This window comes from Devosia sp. Z6_126 (genome assembly GCF_058133495.1).
The window spans coordinates 659,580-676,647 of record NZ_JBYUNO010000003.1 but is presented as its reverse complement, the minus strand read 5'-3'; the positions used below and the strand labels follow the sequence as shown (position 1 = coordinate 676,647).

At 64.0% G+C, this 17,068-nt stretch carries 16 protein-coding genes; 8 read left to right on the top strand and 8 right to left on the bottom strand.

Features of this window, described 5'->3' with window-relative positions; all coding sequences use genetic code 11:
* Window positions 1-3 precede the first annotated feature (3 nt).
* From AC3YOG_RS15475 to AC3YOG_RS15460, 4 genes are all read right to left on the bottom strand, one after another.
* The gene (locus AC3YOG_RS15475; protein WP_172124430.1) at window positions 4-1,092 is read right to left on the bottom strand and encodes an ABC transporter ATP-binding protein; all 1,089 of its coding nucleotides are present in this window, start codon (window positions 1,090-1,092) and stop codon (window positions 4-6) included.
* A gap of 10 nt (window positions 1,093-1,102) precedes the next feature.
* Window positions 1,103-1,939 (bottom strand): carbohydrate ABC transporter permease, encoded by an 837-nt coding sequence (locus AC3YOG_RS15470; protein ID WP_489935721.1) that lies wholly within the window; start codon window positions 1,937-1,939, stop codon window positions 1,103-1,105.
* Window positions 1,936-2,796, bottom strand: a complete 861-nt coding sequence (locus tag AC3YOG_RS15465) for a carbohydrate ABC transporter permease (RefSeq protein ID WP_489935720.1) — start codon at window positions 2,794-2,796, stop codon at window positions 1,936-1,938. Before AC3YOG_RS15465 ends, AC3YOG_RS15470 begins: the two co-directional genes overlap by 4 nt.
* A gap of 70 nt (window positions 2,797-2,866) precedes the next feature.
* A complete protein-coding gene (locus AC3YOG_RS15460) occupies window positions 2,867-4,144 on the bottom strand; it encodes an extracellular solute-binding protein (RefSeq protein ID WP_489935719.1) in 1,278 nt (425 codons plus the stop codon).
* 153 nt (window positions 4,145-4,297) lie between these two features.
* On the opposite strand from AC3YOG_RS15460, the gene AC3YOG_RS15455 reads away from it, so the two are divergent.
* Window positions 4,298-5,146: a helix-turn-helix domain-containing protein gene (locus AC3YOG_RS15455; RefSeq protein ID WP_489935718.1), complete on the top strand. Its 849-nt coding sequence runs from the start codon at window positions 4,298-4,300 to the stop codon at window positions 5,144-5,146.
* A gap of 68 nt (window positions 5,147-5,214) precedes the next feature.
* On the opposite strand, the gene AC3YOG_RS15450 is transcribed toward AC3YOG_RS15455, so the two are convergent.
* The 3 genes from AC3YOG_RS15450 to AC3YOG_RS15440 all read right to left on the bottom strand — a co-directional run bounded on the left by AC3YOG_RS15450 (window position 5,215) and on the right by AC3YOG_RS15440 (window position 8,477).
* The gene (locus tag AC3YOG_RS15450; protein WP_489935717.1) at window positions 5,215-6,297 is read right to left on the bottom strand and encodes a L,D-transpeptidase family protein; all 1,083 of its coding nucleotides are present in this window, start codon (window positions 6,295-6,297) and stop codon (window positions 5,215-5,217) included.
* Between the two features lie 68 nt (window positions 6,298-6,365).
* The gene (locus AC3YOG_RS15445; protein WP_489935716.1) at window positions 6,366-7,244 is read right to left on the bottom strand and encodes an extensin-like domain-containing protein; all 879 of its coding nucleotides are present in this window, start codon (window positions 7,242-7,244) and stop codon (window positions 6,366-6,368) included.
* A 42-nt stretch (window positions 7,245-7,286) separates the two neighbouring features.
* Window positions 7,287-8,477 carry a pyridoxal phosphate-dependent aminotransferase gene (locus tag AC3YOG_RS15440; RefSeq protein WP_489935715.1) on the bottom strand — a complete coding sequence of 397 codons (1,191 nt, stop codon included), beginning with the start codon at window positions 8,475-8,477 and terminating at the stop codon, window positions 7,287-7,289.
* Window positions 8,478-8,633: 156 nt separating this feature from the next.
* Here AC3YOG_RS15440 and AC3YOG_RS15435 point away from each other — a divergent pair, with 156 nt between their 5' ends.
* From AC3YOG_RS15435 to AC3YOG_RS15425, 3 genes are read left to right on the top strand one after another with little or no spacing between them, the layout of a single operon-like run.
* A complete protein-coding gene (locus AC3YOG_RS15435; RefSeq protein WP_489935714.1) occupies window positions 8,634-9,668 on the top strand; it encodes an Ldh family oxidoreductase in 1,035 nt (344 codons plus the stop codon).
* Window positions 9,665-10,888, top strand: coding sequence for an iron-containing alcohol dehydrogenase (locus tag AC3YOG_RS15430; protein ID WP_489935713.1), 1,224 nt, complete (start codon window positions 9,665-9,667; stop codon window positions 10,886-10,888). Before AC3YOG_RS15435 ends, AC3YOG_RS15430 begins: the two co-directional genes overlap by 4 nt.
* Window positions 10,889-10,904: 16 nt before the next feature.
* Window positions 10,905-12,377 carry an NAD-dependent succinate-semialdehyde dehydrogenase gene (locus AC3YOG_RS15425; protein ID WP_489935712.1) on the top strand — a complete coding sequence of 491 codons (1,473 nt, stop codon included), beginning with the start codon at window positions 10,905-10,907 and terminating at the stop codon, window positions 12,375-12,377.
* A 27-nt stretch (window positions 12,378-12,404) separates the two neighbouring features.
* Here the strand turns inward: AC3YOG_RS15425 and AC3YOG_RS15420 are convergent, their stop codons facing one another.
* Entirely contained in the window at window positions 12,405-12,890 is a 486-nt protein-coding gene (locus tag AC3YOG_RS15420; protein ID WP_489935921.1) for a methyltransferase family protein, read from the bottom strand.
* Window positions 12,891-13,139: 249 nt separating this feature from the next.
* Between AC3YOG_RS15420 and AC3YOG_RS15415 the strand changes: the two genes are divergently transcribed.
* From AC3YOG_RS15415 to AC3YOG_RS15400, 4 genes are all read left to right on the top strand, one after another.
* Entirely contained in the window at window positions 13,140-14,000 is an 861-nt protein-coding gene (locus tag AC3YOG_RS15415; RefSeq protein WP_489935711.1) for an alpha/beta fold hydrolase, read from the top strand.
* Window positions 14,001-14,159: 159 nt separating this feature from the next.
* Complete coding sequence (locus AC3YOG_RS15410) at window positions 14,160-15,782, top strand: ABC-F family ATP-binding cassette domain-containing protein (RefSeq protein WP_489935710.1); 1,623 nt, start codon at window positions 14,160-14,162, stop codon at window positions 15,780-15,782.
* A gap of 59 nt (window positions 15,783-15,841) precedes the next feature.
* A complete protein-coding gene (locus tag AC3YOG_RS15405) occupies window positions 15,842-16,192 on the top strand; it encodes a DUF2200 domain-containing protein (protein ID WP_489935709.1) in 351 nt (116 codons plus the stop codon).
* Between the two features lie 91 nt (window positions 16,193-16,283).
* Window positions 16,284-17,051 carry an aspartate dehydrogenase gene (locus tag AC3YOG_RS15400; protein WP_489935920.1) on the top strand — a complete coding sequence of 256 codons (768 nt, stop codon included), beginning with the start codon at window positions 16,284-16,286 and terminating at the stop codon, window positions 17,049-17,051.
* Window positions 17,052-17,068 lie beyond the last annotated feature (17 nt).

Here is a 17,068-nt window from a genome sequence, read left to right as displayed (position 1 = left end):
TGATCAGCGCAGCCGTTGGCCGGCAGCGTCGAAGAGGAAGGCTTTGGCTGAATTGATGGACACCAGCAGCTGATCGCGGCGGGTTTCGTGGCGCGATTCCTCGCGCTCGATCACCAGCGGTTCGCCCGATTTGGTGTTGGCGTAGAGATAGGAGGTGGAGCCGAGATGCTCGGCCACGTCGACGGCCAGGGGCAGGTCGAGATCGCCGGCACCCGCTTCCCCCCAATGCTCGGGGCGCACGCCCAGGGTGACGCGATCGCCCGCGCGCAGGCCCGGCGCGACGACGCGCATGGGCAGGCGGGCGTTGTTCTGGTTGGTGAGCTCGATCACGGTGCCAGTAGCGCCGTTCTGCACCACTTCGCCGGCCAAGAAGTTCATCTTGGGCGAGCCGATGAAACCGGCCACGAACTGGTTGGCGGGATCGTCGTAGAGCTCGAGCGGGGCGCCCATCTGCTCGATGCGGCCTTCGCGCAGCACGACGATCTTGTCGGCAAGGGTCATAGCCTCGGTCTGGTCGTGGGTGACATAGATCATGGTGGTGCCCAGCTCCTTGTGGAGGCGGGCGATCTCGACGCGCATCTGCACGCGCAATTCGGCATCGAGATTGGAAAGGGGCTCATCGAAGAGGAAGGCCTGGGGCTCGCGCACAATGGCGCGGCCAATGGCGACGCGTTGGCGCTGGCCGCCCGAGAGCTGCTTGGGGCGGCGGGCGAGCAGGGGCTCGATCTGGAGGATCGCGGCGGCGCGCTTGACGCGGCGCTCGGTATCGGCGCGATCATTGCCGTTCATGCGCAGGCCGAAGCTCAGATTCTGCTCGACGGTCATGTGGGGGTAGAGCGCATAGGTCTGGAACACCATGGCGATGCCGCGCTCGGCGGGTTCGACATCGTTGACGGTGCGCCCGCCAATGCCGATCTCGCCGGTGCTGATGTCCTCCAGCCCGGCGATCATGCGCAGGAGGGTGGACTTGCCGCAGCCGGAGGGGCCGACAAAGACCACGAACTCGCCATCGGCCACATCGAGACTGACGCCATGGATGATGGGGACGGCGCCAAAGCGCTTGGTGACATTGCGCAGGGAGACTTCGGCCATGGCGGCGCTCCTATTTGATGGCGCCGGCTGCGATGCCGGCAATGAAGTGGCGCTGCAAGAGGAGGAAGACGACGAGCATTGGCGCGGTCAGCAGCACGGCGCCAGCCATGATGCCGCCCCAGGACACCTTGGTCAGCCCGATCAGCGAGCCCAGCGCCACGGGGGCGGTCATCATCTCTGGCTGGCTGTTGATCAGCAGGGGCCAGAGGTAATTGTTCCAGGAGGCGAGGAAGAGGATGATGCAGAGCGCCGCCAGCGTCGGCCGGGCGAGGGGGAGGGCGATGAAAAGAAAAATCTTCCATTCCTTGACGCCTTCGACACGCGCGGCATCGAACAGGTCATTGGGCATCATGGAAAAGGCCTGGCGCATGAACAGCACGCCAAGGGAGTTGAAGAGGGGCGGCACGATCAAGGCGATATAGGTGTTTGCCAGCTTGAAGTCGCGCGCGACCATGATGAACTGGGGAATGACGACCACGAAATAGGGCAGGGTCAGGGTGCCCAGGATGATGCCTAGCACGACGCGCTTGCCGATGAACTCGTAGCGCGCCAGCGCCCACCCGGCCATGGAGGTCAGGCTCACCGACAGGATGGTGTAGATCACCGCTACGCCGACCGAGATAGCCAGCGCGCGCAGGAAGTTGGTGTCGGCCTGCAGATTGGCGAAGTTGGTGGCGAACTGGTCGGCGGGAATCAGATTGATGCCGGGCCCGAAGATGCGGTTCTCGGGCAGAGTCGAGAACACCAACATCATCCACAAGGGAAACATCCAAAGGAGCGCCAGCGGCACCATGAAGGCATGAAGGGCAAAGGTTCGAGCGGTCTTGTTGCCGGATCTGGTGTTCATTTCGGCTCCCGCCCCAACCAGAGATTGATCATCGAAATGGCGACGGCCAGTGCCATCAGCGTATAGGCGACCGCCGAGGCATAACCGAAATTGAGGACGGTGAAGCCTTGGCGGTAAAGGAACAGGCCCAGGGTTTCGGTCGCGCCGCCGGGGCCGCCGCGATTGGTGATCAGGAAGGGTTCGGCAAAGAGCTGCATCGTGCCAATGATCGAGAGCACCACGCAAAACAGGATAATGGGCTTGAGCAGCGGCAGGGTGATGAAAAAGAACTGCCGGACCTTGCTGACCCGGTCCAGCGTGGCGGCTTCATAAACGTCGTCGGGGATGCCTTGGAGCCCCGATAGAATGATGATGGCGTTGTAGCCCACCCACCGCCAAGTCACGGCCATGATGATGAGCGCCATGGCCCAGGAGGGCTGGCTGAACCAGTCGATCTTGCGGATGCCGATCAGCCCCAGCACCTTGTTGACGATGCCGAAATCGAGACTGAACATCAGCCGGAACACGGCGGCATAAGCCACTTCCCCAACCACGACGGGCGCGAAAAATGCAAAGCGGAAGAGGCCGCGCGCCTTGAGCGCAGGTGAATTGAGCAGCACGGCCAGCACGGTCGCCAATGCGATCATCACCGGCACCTGGATCACGAGAATAAGCAGGGTATTGCGCAGGGCGTTAAAAAAGGCGGGATCCTTGATCAGCCGCCCCCAGTTGAAGCCGGGATTGAACACCCAAGGATTGGTGCGGGTCGCCAGGAAGCTCAGCCAAAACGAGTTGATGATCGGCCAGATCCAGAAGGCGAGAAAGATCAGCAAATAGGGCAGCAAGAAGCCGTAGGCGGTTCGCGTACGCAGCCGCATGAAGTGGAGCCTCCCGTTCCGCTTTGGGCGCTTGGTTCGGGCGGCTCGCAAGTGAGCCGCCCGAACTTGGTTATTGGGCGACCGGCAGACCGGTGACGTCCGCAATCTGACCGGCGGCGTCCGCCATGGCTTCTTGTGCGGAGGGGTAATTTCCCGCGAGGTAGCTGGTCTGCACCTGACGGAAGATGGCGTCCGCATCGGCAAAAAATGCGGTGCCGCGGATCGGCTTGATCTTGGGCAGGGTCGCCAGAATATCGGCCCAGATCGGCTGGCCCCCCCAATAAGGCAGGGGCTCATTGACAAACGGGTCTTCGAGTGCAGCGTTGAGGGAGGGCACAATGCCGTGCTCGCGCAGCATGGTGATCTGGCCGTCCACCGTGCCCAGAGCATATGTGAGATAGGCGAAAGCGGCCTCGGGCGCGTCGCCGGCCGAGGTGATGGCGAGCGAGGAGCCGCCCAGATTGGCAGCACGGGCGCCGTCAGCCGTCATGCTGGGGAGGAGGTAAACGCCCCATTGGCCGGCGCTATCGGGCGCGCTGTTGCGCAAGGTGCCTTCATACCAGCCGCCAAAGATCTGGGTGGCGACAGTGCCGGCCCCGTTGGACTGGATCTTGCCACCCCAATCAGCCGCGGTGATGATGCCGGCGTCGTTCATTTCCTTGAGTTTACCCAGGGCTGCAACACAACCGGTTTGGGCGATGGTGATCTCGGTGCCGTCCGGGCTGAAATAGCCGCAGTTCTGCTCATTGGCCATCATCTGGAAGACTTCAGAGCCGCCGTTGAAGTCGGCCTGGGTCATGACGACGTTCGGATTGGCCTCCATGATCTTTTTGCCGGCGGCGATGAAATCGTCCCAGGTCTGGATGGTGGCCGGATCAACGCCGGCTTTTTCGTAGTAGTCACGGCGATAAAACACCGCGACCGGGCCTGAATCCCATGGCATGGCGTAAACAGCGTCACCAACCTTAAGCTCGGTGAGCTTGAAGTCCGGGAACATAGCGGCGGTCTCGGCGGTGTAGCCGAGGGTGGTCTGGTCGACAAAGCAGTCCGGGAACTGGTTCCAGAAGATCTCCGCTTCACCGTTTTCGACGGTGACGATGTCGGGCAGGCCGGCGCCGCCGGCAGCACAGCCGGCCAGCAGCTTGTCAAAGACCTGCTGGTTGCCAAGGTCTTCGACCGTAACTGTGATGTCGGGGTGTTGGGCATTAAAGCCCGCAATGGTGGACTGCAGCGCGAGTGCGGCCGAATCCCAGCTCCAAATGGTGATATCGCCCGACTGAGCCGAGGCCGAGCCAGTCGCCATGGCGGTGGCGAGCGCCAGCGTGGCGCAGGCAAGATGAATGCGCATGAAAGTCCTCCCTTTTTATTTGCTCTTCCCTTGAGCGCTTTCTAAGCTACTCATGTGGTGCCCGGCGTCCCTCCGAAAGGGAATGCCAAGTTGCCGGAAAGTAAGAAGTTGGAAAAACGCTTCTGGGAGCCTGCAAAGAGCGCGGTGGAGCGCGTGCCCAATACTCTGGTGGTCAGCCACGAGCAGCCAGGCATCATGAACACGCCCCATTGGCACGCGCAGGTGGAGATCAATTACATCTTTAGCGGTACGGTGGAGTACCGGATGCATGGGCATAATGTAGCCCTCAAGGCCAATGACCTCTGCATGTTCTGGGGCGGGTTGCCGCACCAGGTGATCGACACCTCCGAGGACGCGTTCTTTGTGGCGATCCACCTGCCGCTGGTGCATTTCTTCCGGCTAAGGCTGCCCGCTGATATGTCGGAAAAGCTGATGCGGGGCGCGACGCTCGTGACCAGCACACCCGACGGCACGGATGCCGGCAATTTCAACCGCTGGTCGCGCTATATGCAACCGGGCGATGAGAAGCGCGCCGATCACGCCATCAACGAATTACTGCTGCGCATCGAGCGCGTGCAGTTCGAGCCCTGTTATCTCGTCGAACCGGGTGGGGCGAGCAAGGGTGCGCTCGAAGGGCTGGACCAGCAATCCTTCAGCAATGTCAGCAGCATCTGCGATTTCATTGCCGGCAATTTCCGGCATGATATCTGTTCGGCCGATATTGCCTCCTCGGCCGATATCCACCCGAAATACGCCATGTCCGTGTTCAAGAAATCCACCGGGATGACGCTCAACGAATACGTCAATCTGCTGCGGCTCTCCTATGCGCAGGCGCTGCTGATGCAGGAAGATGCCAATGTGCTCCATGTGGCGATGGAAAGCGGCTTTGGCTCGCTCAGCGCCTTCAACAAATCCTTCCGCAAGATCGCCGGCATGGCACCCAGTGATTTTCGCCGCGATGCCCGGGCGCGACCGGGTGGAGCGGGCCTGCGGCGGAACTGATTGAAGACGGATCCAGGTCGCGAGGGCAACCGCGCCGACCCGAGGGGCCGGCACGACGAGAAGCCTGCTTATTCGATGAAGGTGACGGGAACGCCTGGCTCAACCATGGCGGCCAGTTCGCGGGCATCCCAATTGGTCAGGCGCACGCAGCCGTGCGAGCCGGTTTTGTCGATCTTGGAGGGCTCGGGCGTGCCATGGATGCCGTAGGTGGGCTCGGACAGGTCGATCCAGACCGTACCGACCGGGCCATTGGGGCCAGGCGGCAAGGTCAGCACCTCGGTGTTGTCGCCCTGCTGGAAATTGACCTCAGGATTGTAGGTATAATCGGGATCGAGCACGACGACCTCCACCATGTGCGTACCCGAGGGTGAAGGATTGTCCTCGCTGCCGATGGTCGCGGGATAAGCGACAAGAAGGCGACCGGTGGCATCATAGGCGCGCAGCATGCCCATGCGCTTGTCGGCCTCGATGGTGGCGACCATGCCCTGCAGGTCAGCGCCTGGGGCGGCCACGGCAATTTCTTCGCCTTCGACAAAGCTTGCGCCCGGATTCAACGTCTCGATGAAATTCACATCCATGTGGAATTTTTCGGCAAGCGCTTCGGCGACGCTCGTATAGCCGAGGGATTCGCGCTCGGCCAATTCGGCGTAGTCGCTGGGGAGCGGCTCAACGATATCGGCAACGTCCTCGGCCGTGATGGTGTAGGCCATTACGGCCGGGTCAGGGGTTTCGAGGCGCGCCAGCACTGCAGGATCAAGTGCGCCATTGCCGGGCAGGCCATTAATGGCAGCAAAAGCCATCACAGCCTTGCGGACATTGGCGCCGTCATAGCCATCGATGACGCCAGGAGAAACGCCGGCACGGTCGAGAAGGATCTGGAGGCGCGCGATGGCTGGGTCGGGCAGCTTGGGTCCCTCAGCCTCGGCTGACAGGTCGGTGGCGCCTTCGTTCTGCGGGGGCGGTGGCAAGGGCTCGGCACTTTCGTCCGGCAAGGGGACGGCAAAGAGCGGCAGCAGCGGCTCAAGGCTCGCAGCATTGATCGCTTCGGGCGTCAGGGGAGACGGTGAAGCGGCAGGGAGCTGTTGGGCGGTGGTTGGAAGGGAGAAGGCGACGAGAAGCAGGGGGAGGGAGAGCCGGGCGGCAAAGTTCATAATTGATCTCAGGACAAGCAGTTGCCACCTCAACGCCCCATGTCAGCCCGAGTTGCCCCGATTAAACCCTATTCACAGAGGCGGGCCTGACAGGCCGCGCCATGGCAGCCCATATCCACATGGAAATGGTCGTGGTGTTCGGCATTGGCTTCGGGCCCAAGTGTGGTGGAAAAGCTCGAACAGGCCGCATCATGGGCAAAGCGCAGGAACTTGCCCTCGGGCGCGTCGGCGGCGGGCCAATCGCCTTCGACCGTGACGGTGCGGCCATCGGCAAAGGTAAAGCCGACCACATCGAGCGCATTGGCCATGCCGTGCTCGGAAAGGCGATCGGAACTGCCGCCAACCCGGGCACGGCAATTATAGTTGGTGCCGACATCAAGGCTGGCCAGTTCGGTGTTTTCGCGCGCCTGCAGATAGCCATCGATCGCCTCGCCCCATTGCGGCAGCGTCGTGGCCACTTCGCAGGTGAGGGTGGCTTCGCCCGACAGCGGCACCATGCGGCCATTGACCAGGATCCCGGTGACCGCCAGGGGGGACTGGGTGCCGCATTCGCCTTCATCGATGGGGGGCAGCAGCTTGGCTTCGATCTGGCCGCCGATCACAGCGGGGCACTGGGTCTGATAGGGGCGAGGCGGCTCGGCGGGTTCGGCGACCTTGGCGGGCGCGGCGGGTTCTTGCGCGGCGGGTGCGGCATCCGCGGGCGGTTGCTCGGCTTCGGGTGCGTCCGGATCGGCCTTAGGTCGCTCGGCGCCGGCCTCGGGCGCGTTTGCGTCAGCGTCGGGGGCTTCCGCCTCGGCGTCGGCGGGCGCTGTTGCATCCGCTGGGGGCGCGTCGGTCAGGCTTTCGGGCCGGTCCCGCGGCATGGGCGGAACCGCCTCGGGCGCTTCCTGGGCGAGCGCCAGCGAGGACAAAAGCAGCATGACGGTAAGCAGTGAGGTGCGCAACATGGTGGCAGAACGCGGCTGAAGGCCGCGCGTTGCCAATGCGATTCAACTTTGCCTCAAGAACGAGCGCAGCCGGTCGACGCCGGTATTGATGCGTTCCGGCGCCGCGGCAAAGCACCAGCGCAGCCAGCCTTCGCCTTCATCGCCAAACGCACTCCCCGGCGCAAGCCCCAGCCCCGCTTCGGCCACGAGGCGCTTGGCAAGGGCCAGCGAGTCGGCATGGCCGTCGACGCGGAAAAAGGCGTACATAGCGCCATCAGCTTCCGGCAGGGTGACGCCGGGCAGCTGGCGCAGGGCTGTCAGCAGGGTGGCGCGGGCCTCCCCCAGTTCACGGTGGATCTGCGTGACGGTGGCGGCGCTGGCCGGATCGGTGAGGGCGGCGAGACCCCCGGACTGGACGAATTCGGGCACGCAGGAGGTGTTGTATTCGATGAGCTTTTCGAGCTGGGGCACGAGGTTGGTGGGCAGCACCAGCCAGCCCAGCCGCCAGCCGGTCATGCGCCAGGTTTTGGAAAAGCTGTTGACGACGATGAGGCGATCTTCGGGATCGGCGACCGAGAGCATGGAGGGGGCGGCGGTTTGGCCTGGGGTGAACACCAGCCGGTCATAAACTTCGTCCGACAAGATCCAGATGCCGCGCTGGCGGCAATGGGCGAGGATGGCGGCCTGCTGCTCGGGGCTGATGGTCCAGCCGGTGGGGTTGTTGGGCGAGTTGATGACGAGCATGCGCACGTCGTCGGTAAGGGTGGCGAGCAGGTGGTCGAGGTCAAGCTGCCAGCGGTTGTTGATGACGCTGAGGGGGAACCGGGTGACCTCGGCGCCGAGGATCTTGGGGATCTCGGCGATGTTGGGCCAGATGGGGGTGACGACAACTACCCGATCGCCCGGGGATAGGACGAGCTGGCTGCCCAACATCAGGGCCGATACGCCAGAGCTGGTAACGCCGACGCGGTCGGGGCCGAGGGTGATGTTGCGCAGGCGGGAAATGTAGCTCGCGATCGCGGTGCGCAGCGCGGGGCGGCCCAGATTTTGAGTATAAAAGGTGTTGTTGCGCTCCAGCGATTCCACCGCGGCGGCGCGGATAAAGGCGGGGGTGGGCTGATCGCTTTCACCAAACCAGAACGGAACCACATCGCTGCGATCCATGCCGGCATTGGCAACCTCCCGGATGCGGGACGGAGCCAGATCAAGCACCGCCTGGCGGGCCTGGGGTGGTGAAGCGAGATGTTGGTGCATGAGATCAATCCACTGCTGGGTGGGGCGATGGGTTGCCCCGCAAATCAAGGCGCAGCTATGCCGATTGGCGTGGCCAAGGCAATCGCTTCCAGCACGGAGCAGGTGCTTGACTTCGCGGGTGTGCTGCCGCTAAATCGTATCGGATAGGATATAGTTATGATCAATATTGCCGCGGAAGATGCTCGGCGGGTGAGTGAAGCGGCGCTGAGGCGAGCTGGGGTTCCCCCGGACGCAGCGGCGCTGCAGGTGGATCTGCTGCTGGAGGCAGAGCTGCGGGGGCGCCCGTCGCACGGCTTGCTGCGGTTGCCGCGCTTGACCGACCGCATGGCCAATGGCGTGACCAGCCCCACCGCGACCGGCAACATGACCTGGCGGAGCGAGAATTTCCTACAGGTCAACGGCGAGGATGGGCTGGGGCCGGTGGTGGCGATGGCGGCGCTGGAGCTTGCGGCCGAGCGGGCGCGGCAGAGTGGAGTCGTGGTGGTGGCGATTGCGCACAGCAATCATCTGGGCATGCTGGCCTGGTATGCCGAAAAGCTGGCGCGCGAAGGGCTGGTAACGCTCGGGTTCACGACGAGCGAAGCGCTGGTGCATGCCTGGGGCGGGCGCCAGCCGGTGCTGGGCACCAATCCGGTGGCGATCGGGGTGCCGCAGCCCGGGCAGCCCTTTGTGCTCGATATGGCGACCAGTTTGGTGTCCATGGGCGAGATCTATGATTACGCGCAGCGCGGGCAGGAATTGCCCGAAGGCTGGGCGCTGGATGCCGAGGGGGAGCCGACTACCGACCCGGAGGCCGCTAAAAAGGGCTCAATTGCGCCATTTGGGGAGGCGAAGGGCTATGCGCTGGGGCTGGCGCTTGAACTGCTGGTGGTGGCGCTGACCGATTCTGCGATCGGGCGCGACGTCACTGGAACGCTCGATTCGACCCGGCCCGCCACCAAGGGCGATGTGTTCATCCTGATTGATCCAGATTTGCAGCCGGGCACGTCGGCGCGGATAGCCGCTTATCTCGACCTGGTGCGCGCTTCGGGCGATGCCGAGGGGGCGCGCAAGGTAGCGGTGCCGGGCGACCGGGCGATGCGCGTGCGGGCGGAGCGGCTCCAAACGGGTATTGCCTTGCCCGAGCCGCTTTGGGCCAAATTATGCGAATTGGCCGGTGATCCGGCTTCCACAACGAAAGAGCTGACATGAGCATCTATGGCGCCATCCGCAGTCCGCGGGCGATCTATTTTGGCGCCGGCCAACGGCAGGCGCTGCCCGCCATCGTGGCGGGGCTGGGTCAGCGCGTCCTCCTGTGCTCCGACGAGCGGTTCAACCAGGACCCCAAGCTCAGCGCGATCCGCGCGGCGCTGGAAGGGGCGGGGCTGCGCACGGAGCTTTATGACGGCACCATCGCCGAATTGCCGCTGGCCTGTATCGCGGAGGCGACGGCTAAGGCGCGCGCGTTTGGTCCCGATGTGATCGTGGGCATTGGCGGGGGCAGTTGCCTTGACCTTGCCAAGCTGGTGGCGCTCACCCTGACGCATGGCGACGAGCTTTCCGAATTCTACGGCGAGTTCAAGGTGCCCGGCCCGGTGTTGCCGGTGGTGGCGGTGCCGACCACGGCAGGGACGGGCTCGGAGGTGACGCCCGTGGCGGTGCTGGCCGATCCGGTGCGGATCTCCAAGGTGGGGATTTCCAGCCCTTATCTGATCCCGGAAGTGGCGGTCTGCGATCCCGAGCTGACCGCGACCTGCCCGCCCGGGCTGACGGCGGTGGCGGGGGCAGATGCGCTGACCCATGCGATCGAGGCGTTTACCGCCATCAAGCACCCGATGGACCCGGGGCGCGCCCTCCAGCAGGTGTTTATCGGCAAGAACACCCAGAGCGACGCGCAGGCGCGGATCGCCATTGCCGCGCTGGCGGGCAATCTCGCGGCGGCTGTGGCCGATGGGGGCAATGCGAGCGCGCGCGAGCAGGTGATGTATGGCGCGCTTTGCGCGGGGCAGGCCTTTGGCGTGGCCGGCACGGCGGCCGCCCATGCCATTCAATATCCCGTGGGGGCGCTGACCAAGACCGCCCATGGGCTTGGGGTGGCGGTGCTGATGCCCTATGTGATGGACTTCAACCGATCAGCCTGCGGGCCGGAGTTCGCCGAGATCGCCCGCCTGTTCGGCATCACGCAAGGCGAGGAGGCGCAATTGGCCGATGCCGCGATCGAAGCCGTTGCCGAACTCTTTGCCACCTTGGGTATTCCGCGCACCCTGGCCGAATTGGGCGTTCCCGTCGAGCGGCTCGACTGGGTCGCCGAGCAGTCGCTGCTGTCGGCCCGGCTCGTCAACAACAATCCACGACCTCTCGATCTGGCTGCCATGCAGCAGATTGTCCAAGCAGCTCATGCCGGCGATCGCGATCGCCTGCGCCGCCATTGAACCAAAGGCAGTTCCCATGTCCCAGTCATCAGCAATCCGCGCCCAGGGCGATTACGACAATCTCGCCACCGATCTGTTTATTGGCGGCCGTTGGCGTCCCGCCTCAAGCGGGGAGCGGATTGATGTGTTCGATCCCTCCACCGAAGAGGTGATCACCACCGTTGCCAATGCCAGCATCGAGGATGGCATTGCGGCGGTGGATGCTGCCGCTGCCGCTGCGGCAGGCTGGGCCGCAACTGCACCGCGCAAGCGCAGCGGCATCTTGATGAAGGCCTATGGCCTGATGACCGAACGCGCCGAATGGCTGGCTGAGTTGATCTCGCGCGAGAATGGCAAGGCGCTGCCCGATGCGCGGGGCGAGGTGGCCTATGCGGCCGAGTTCTTCCGCTGGTATGCCGAGGAAGGCGTGCGGCTCAACGGCGAAATCTCGATGGCGCCGAGCGGCAACAACCGCATCATCGTGCAGTACCAGCCGGTGGGCATTGCCGTGCTGGTGACGCCGTGGAATTTCCCCGCGGCAATGGCGACGCGCAAGATCGGGCCGGCGCTGGCGGCAGGCTGCACCTGCATCCTCAAGCCCGCGACCGAAACGCCGCTGACCGCCTATGCCATGGCCGAAATCCTCGCCGAAGCGGGGGTGCCCGATGGCGTGGTCAATGTGGTCACGACCGGCAAGTCGGGCCCGGTGATCAGCGCCATGCTGCATGATCCGCGGGTGCGCAAGCTGTCCTTTACCGGCTCGACTGAAGTCGGGCGCGTGCTGCTCAAGGAAGCGGCCGACCAGGTGATCAATTGCTCCATGGAACTGGGCGGCAATGCCCCGTTCGTGGTGTTCGACGACGCCGATATCGATGCGGCGGTGGACGGCGCGATGATCGCCAAGATGCGCAATGGCGGGGAGGCCTGCACGGCCGCCAACCGCTTTTATGTGCAGCGCGGCGTGCTGGAAGCCTTTGCCGACAAGTTCGCGGCGCGCATGAAGGCGCTGCAGGTTGGGCCGGGCTATCATCCCACAACGCAGCTGGGACCGCTGGTCAATGCCAAGAGCCGCGACAAGGTGGCTTCGCTGGTGAGCGATGCGGTGTCGCGCGGTGCGCGCGTGGTGACGGGCGGCTCGGCCCCCGAGCGCAAGGGGTTCTATTACGAAGCTACCATTCTGGCCGATGTGAGCCCCGAGGCTGCGCTGGTGCATGAAGAGATCTTTGGGCCGGTGGCGCCAATCGTTGCCTTCGACAGCGAAGAGGAAGCTATCCGGCTGGCCAATGACACCGAATATGGGCTCGTGGCCTATGTCTATTCCGGTGATCTGGCCCGGGGCCTGCGGGTCTCCGAGCGGATCGAGAGTGGGATGATTGCGCTCAATCGCGGCCTCGTATCCGATCCTGCTGCCCCCTTTGGCGGGGTCAAGCAGAGTGGGCTCGGACGCGAAGGGGCCCATCATGGCCTGCTGGAATTCACCGAAGCCAAATATATCGCTACGTCCTGGTAAGTCCCGAGCGGCGGGCACGGCCCGCCGCTAGTTACCCACTTGCTGGTTGCGAGCCCCCGACCGCGACAAACGGGGCCAGAAAAGACCGGCTCGGGCCCGATAGGCCTCGTAGTCGCTGGACATGGACGTGCCGGCAAAATGCCGCTCCTCGCCCCGTGCAGCCAGGATGTACATGACGACGATGGCAACCAGGGTCGGAATGGCCAGGGGCGACCAGGCCGCTATCGCCCACCCCGCCCAGAACAGAATATAGGACGTGTAGAAGGGGTGCCGCACATAGCGGTAGGGGCCGCTCTGCAACAGCGTCCTGGGCTGATTTGCGTCAAAGGCAAAGCGCAGCTGCGCGTAGCGTGAGGCGTGAATGGCCGACCAGAACAAAGCCATGGCCGCCAGCTCCAGAAGTAAGCCGACCGATTTTGCCAATATAGGCTGTTCATCGCTCCAAATAATGACGGTGTATATGATCGCGGTTAGCAGAACAAGCGCCGCGAGCAAAGCTGCGGGCCACTGCATCTTGTCCGAAACAAAGTGTCCTCTTGTTGCCCAAATGTGCTGGGCCACAACGCTCCAACTGATGACAGTGACGATAAGATCAAGCGCGGAGTTCAATTGGACCTCTCGGTTTGGAGACTGTCATTTGCCGACAAGGCCGGGGGAGTGTCAACTTATCATCGGCTCCGGACCGAATAATTCGGTTAAGGATGCCGCTTAAGGCTTCCGCAAACTTAGAGGGGCATTGGTGGTCCGAAGGGAGCCTCTGCTATGCGGGCCAGAAGCAAAGTCATCAGGACACGCTATTCTGATATTGCCTTGCGCGACAGCGGGGGCGCCGGATACCCGCTCCTGTTGCTGCATGGTTCCGGCGCTTCGACCGATGCGTTCCGCCGGCAGTTCGACAGCCCAATGCTGCAGCCGCTCCGCCTCCTCGCGGTGGACCTGCCCGGGCATGGGCATTCCACCGATGCAGTGGATCTGGACGGCTATAGCCTCACGCATCTGGCCGAGGCGGTTCTTGAGGTGCTGGGCCAGCTCAATCTCAACCAGGTCGCGGTGTGCGGCTGGTCGCTGGGCGGCCATATCGCCATCGAAATGATCGCCCGCAGTGCTTGGATCAGCGGCGCCATGCTGGTCGGCACGCCGCCAGTGGCCAAGGGCCCGATTGGGATGCTGCGCGGGTTCCGACCAAGCTGGGATATGCTGCTGGCCAGCAAGCCTGAGTTTACCCCACGCGACGCAAGGCGCTTTCTTGCCATGTGCTATGGCGAGGGCGAGCCAGATGAGCTCAACAGGCAGGCGCTTGCCCGCGCCGACGGGCGGCTGCGGCAGAATTTTTTCAGGAGCATGATGCGAGGCGATGGCGCCGACCAGAAGCGGGTCGTGGAATCGGCTGAGATCCCCATCGCCCTGGTTAATGGCAGCGATGATCCGGTGGTGCGCCTGCATTACCTCGAAACTCTGACCGTTCCACAGCTCTGGACCGGAAAATGCCTGACCATTCCAGCGGCGGGCCATTCGCCGTTCTGGAGCCAGGCCGAACTCTTCAACGGGCTGCTGGCGCGGTTTGTGCGGGATGTGGAAGCGCATCAGTTTTCCGCCGGTCTGCGCAAGGCGAGGCGCGCCTGAGGGGCGCCAGCTTTCAGCAGTTGCCAACCACGAAACGGCGGAGCGGCAACGTGCCATGGCCGGGGTGGCTTTCGGGACGCGCCAATCTGCTGTAATCGGTGCCAAAGATTTTTCACCGCCGCCATTCATGGCGGCGGATTAGTTTGGACACCACAGCGCATGATCCGCCTCGACAATATCGGCAAGCAAAACGGCAAGCAGATCGTCTTTATCGATGCCTCGGCCAGCTTGTTGAAGGGCGAAAAAGTGGGACTGGTTGGCCCCAATGGAGCCGGCAAAACCACGCTGTTCCGCCTGATCACCGGCGAGGAGCAGCCCGACGAGGGCCAGGTTTCGGCGGATCGCGGCATCACCATTGGTTATTTCAGCCAGGATGTGGGCGAGATGAGCGGGCGCAGCGTCGTGTCCGAAGTGATGGACGGCGCTGGGCCGGTCAGTGCGCTGATCAGCGAGATGCGGGCGCTCGAAGCTGATATGGGCGACCCCGACAAGGCCGACGAGATGGACGCCATCATCGAGCGCTATGGCGAAGTGCAGCACCAGTTCGAGGAACTGGACGGCTATTCGCTCGATGGACGGGCGCGCGAAGTGCTCGATGGGCTGGGTTTTTCCCAGGAGATGATGGACGGCGATGTCGGCAAGCTGTCCGGCGGCTGGAAGATGCGCGTGGCGCTGGCGCGTATCCTGTTGATGCGCCCCGCTGCGCTGCTGCTCGACGAGCCAAGCAACCACCTCGACCTGGAATCGCTGATCTGGCTGGAAGCGTTTCTGCAGAACTATCAGGGCGCGCTGTTCATGACCTCGCACGACCGCGAATTCATGAACCGCATCTGCACCAAGATCGTCGAGATCGATGCGGGCGGGCTCACCACCTATTCGGGTAATTACGAGTTTTATCAGCAGCAGCGCGCCATTGCCGAAAAGAACCAGCAGGCGCAATTCGAGCGCCAGCAGGCGATGCTGGCCAAGGAGCTCGATTTCATCGCCCGTTTCAAGGCGCGCGCCAGCCACGCGGCGCAGGTGCAGAGCCGGGTGAAAAAGCTCGACAAGATCGACCGGGTCGAGCCGCCCAAGCGGCGCCAGACGGTGGATTTCGAGTTCCGCCCCGCGCCCCGCTCGGGCGAGGACGTGGCGCTGCTCAAAGGCGTGAGCAAGAGCTATGGCAGCCGCTCGATCTATGACGGGCTCGACTTTCATGTGCGGCGCAAGGAGCGCTGGTGCATCATGGGGGTCAATGGCGCGGGTAAATCGACCCTCCTCAAGCTCGTGACCGGCACGACCGAGCCGGACGCCGGCACGGTGTCGCGCGGGCCATCGGTCAAGATGGCCTATTTTGCCCAGCACGCCATGGATGTACTCGATGGCGATCTGACCGTGTTCCAGCAGCTAGAAAGCTCGTTTCCGCAGGCGGGTCAGGCGCCCCTTCGCGCGCTGGCGGGAGCGTTCGGGTTTTCGGGCGACGAGATCGACAAGAAGTGCCGGGTGCTCTCGGGCGGTGAAAAGGCGCGGCTCGTGATGGGGATGATGCTGTTCGATCCCCCAAACTTCCTCGTGCTCGACGAACCGACCAACCACCTTGATATCGCCACCAAGGAAATGCTGATCACCGCGCTTAGCCAATATGAAGGCACGATGCTGTTTGTGTCGCACGACCGGCATTTCCTCGCGGCGCTGTCCAACCGAGTGCTGGAGCTGACGCCCGAGGGCGTGCATGCCTATGGCGGGGGCTATACCGAATATGTGCAAAGCACCGGGCAGGAGGCGCCGGGGCTGCGCAGCTGACCGATGGCCTGATCTGGGTTATGGTTGGCCCCCAGGAAGTGTAGCTCGGGGGGGCAGCCATGCCGGGGCATCGGATCTATGGGATGAGCTTTGCCAGCGTTTATCCGGCCTATGTCGCCAAGGCGGAGCGCAAGGGGCGCAGCAAGGCGGAGGTGGACCGCATCATCTGCTGGTTGACCGGGCATGATGAAGCGAGCCTCCAGGGTGTGCTGGCGGCGGGCACCAATTTCGAGGATTTCTTTGCCCAGGCGCCGCGGATGAACCCGGATCGGGCGCTGATCCGGGGCGTTGTTTGCGGTGTGCGGGTGGAGGAGATCGAGGAGCCCACGATGCGCGAAATCCGCTATCTCGACAAACTGGTCGATGAACTGGCCAAGGGCCGGCCGATGGAGAAGATCCTGCGCAGCTGACGGTTGCCCGACGGGGCGGGGACAGCTATGCCCGCTGCATTAGGCAGCAGGCGGAGTTGGGTGTTTGGGGGCAGATCGGCAGAGGATTGCGGTGATCGGACTGGGGGCGATGGCCCGCAGCCTGATCGGGGCGCTGGAGGCGCGTGGCGAGGGGCTGCGGATCGGGGCGGCGTTGGTGCGCAGCCCGGCCGACGCGGATGAACTGCAAGTTTTCACTGAGGTCGAGCAGCTGATCGGCTGGAGGCCGTCACTGGTGGTGGAATGCGCCGGGCACGAGGCGGTGGCGCGGCATGTGCCGGCGCTGCTGGCGGCGGGGGTGCCGGTGGTGTTGGCGTCCGTGGGGGCGCTGGCGGACCCGGAGCTGCGGGCGCGGGTGGCGGGGAGCGTCACGGCTGCCGGACGACTGACGCTGGTGCCGGGGGCGATCGGCGGGCTCGATGTGCTGCGGGCGGCGCGGCTGGCGGGGCTCGACGAGGTGGTTTATCGCGGCACCAAGCCACCGCAGGCCTGGGCGGGCAGCCGTGCCGAAACGCTGGTGGCGCTCGGCTCGATTACGGAAGCCACCGAGTTTTTCAGCGGCACGGCGGCGGAGGCCTCGCGGCTGTTTCCCAAGAACGCCAATGTGTGTGCGGCGGTGGCGCTGAGCGGGCTGGGGTTCGAGGCAACGCAGGTGCGGCTGGTGGCGGACCCGGCGGCCGGGGGTAACCGGCATCAGGTGCTGGCGCGGGGGGCGTTCGGGGAGTTCAGAATCGCGCTCGAGAATGCGGCATTACCGGACAATCCCCGTACCTCGTGGCTGGCGGCGCTGAGCGTGGAAGCGGCGGTGAGGGAGTTTTTTGCGGCCTCACCGCTCGAGTAGAAAAAAGCCCCGGGTTT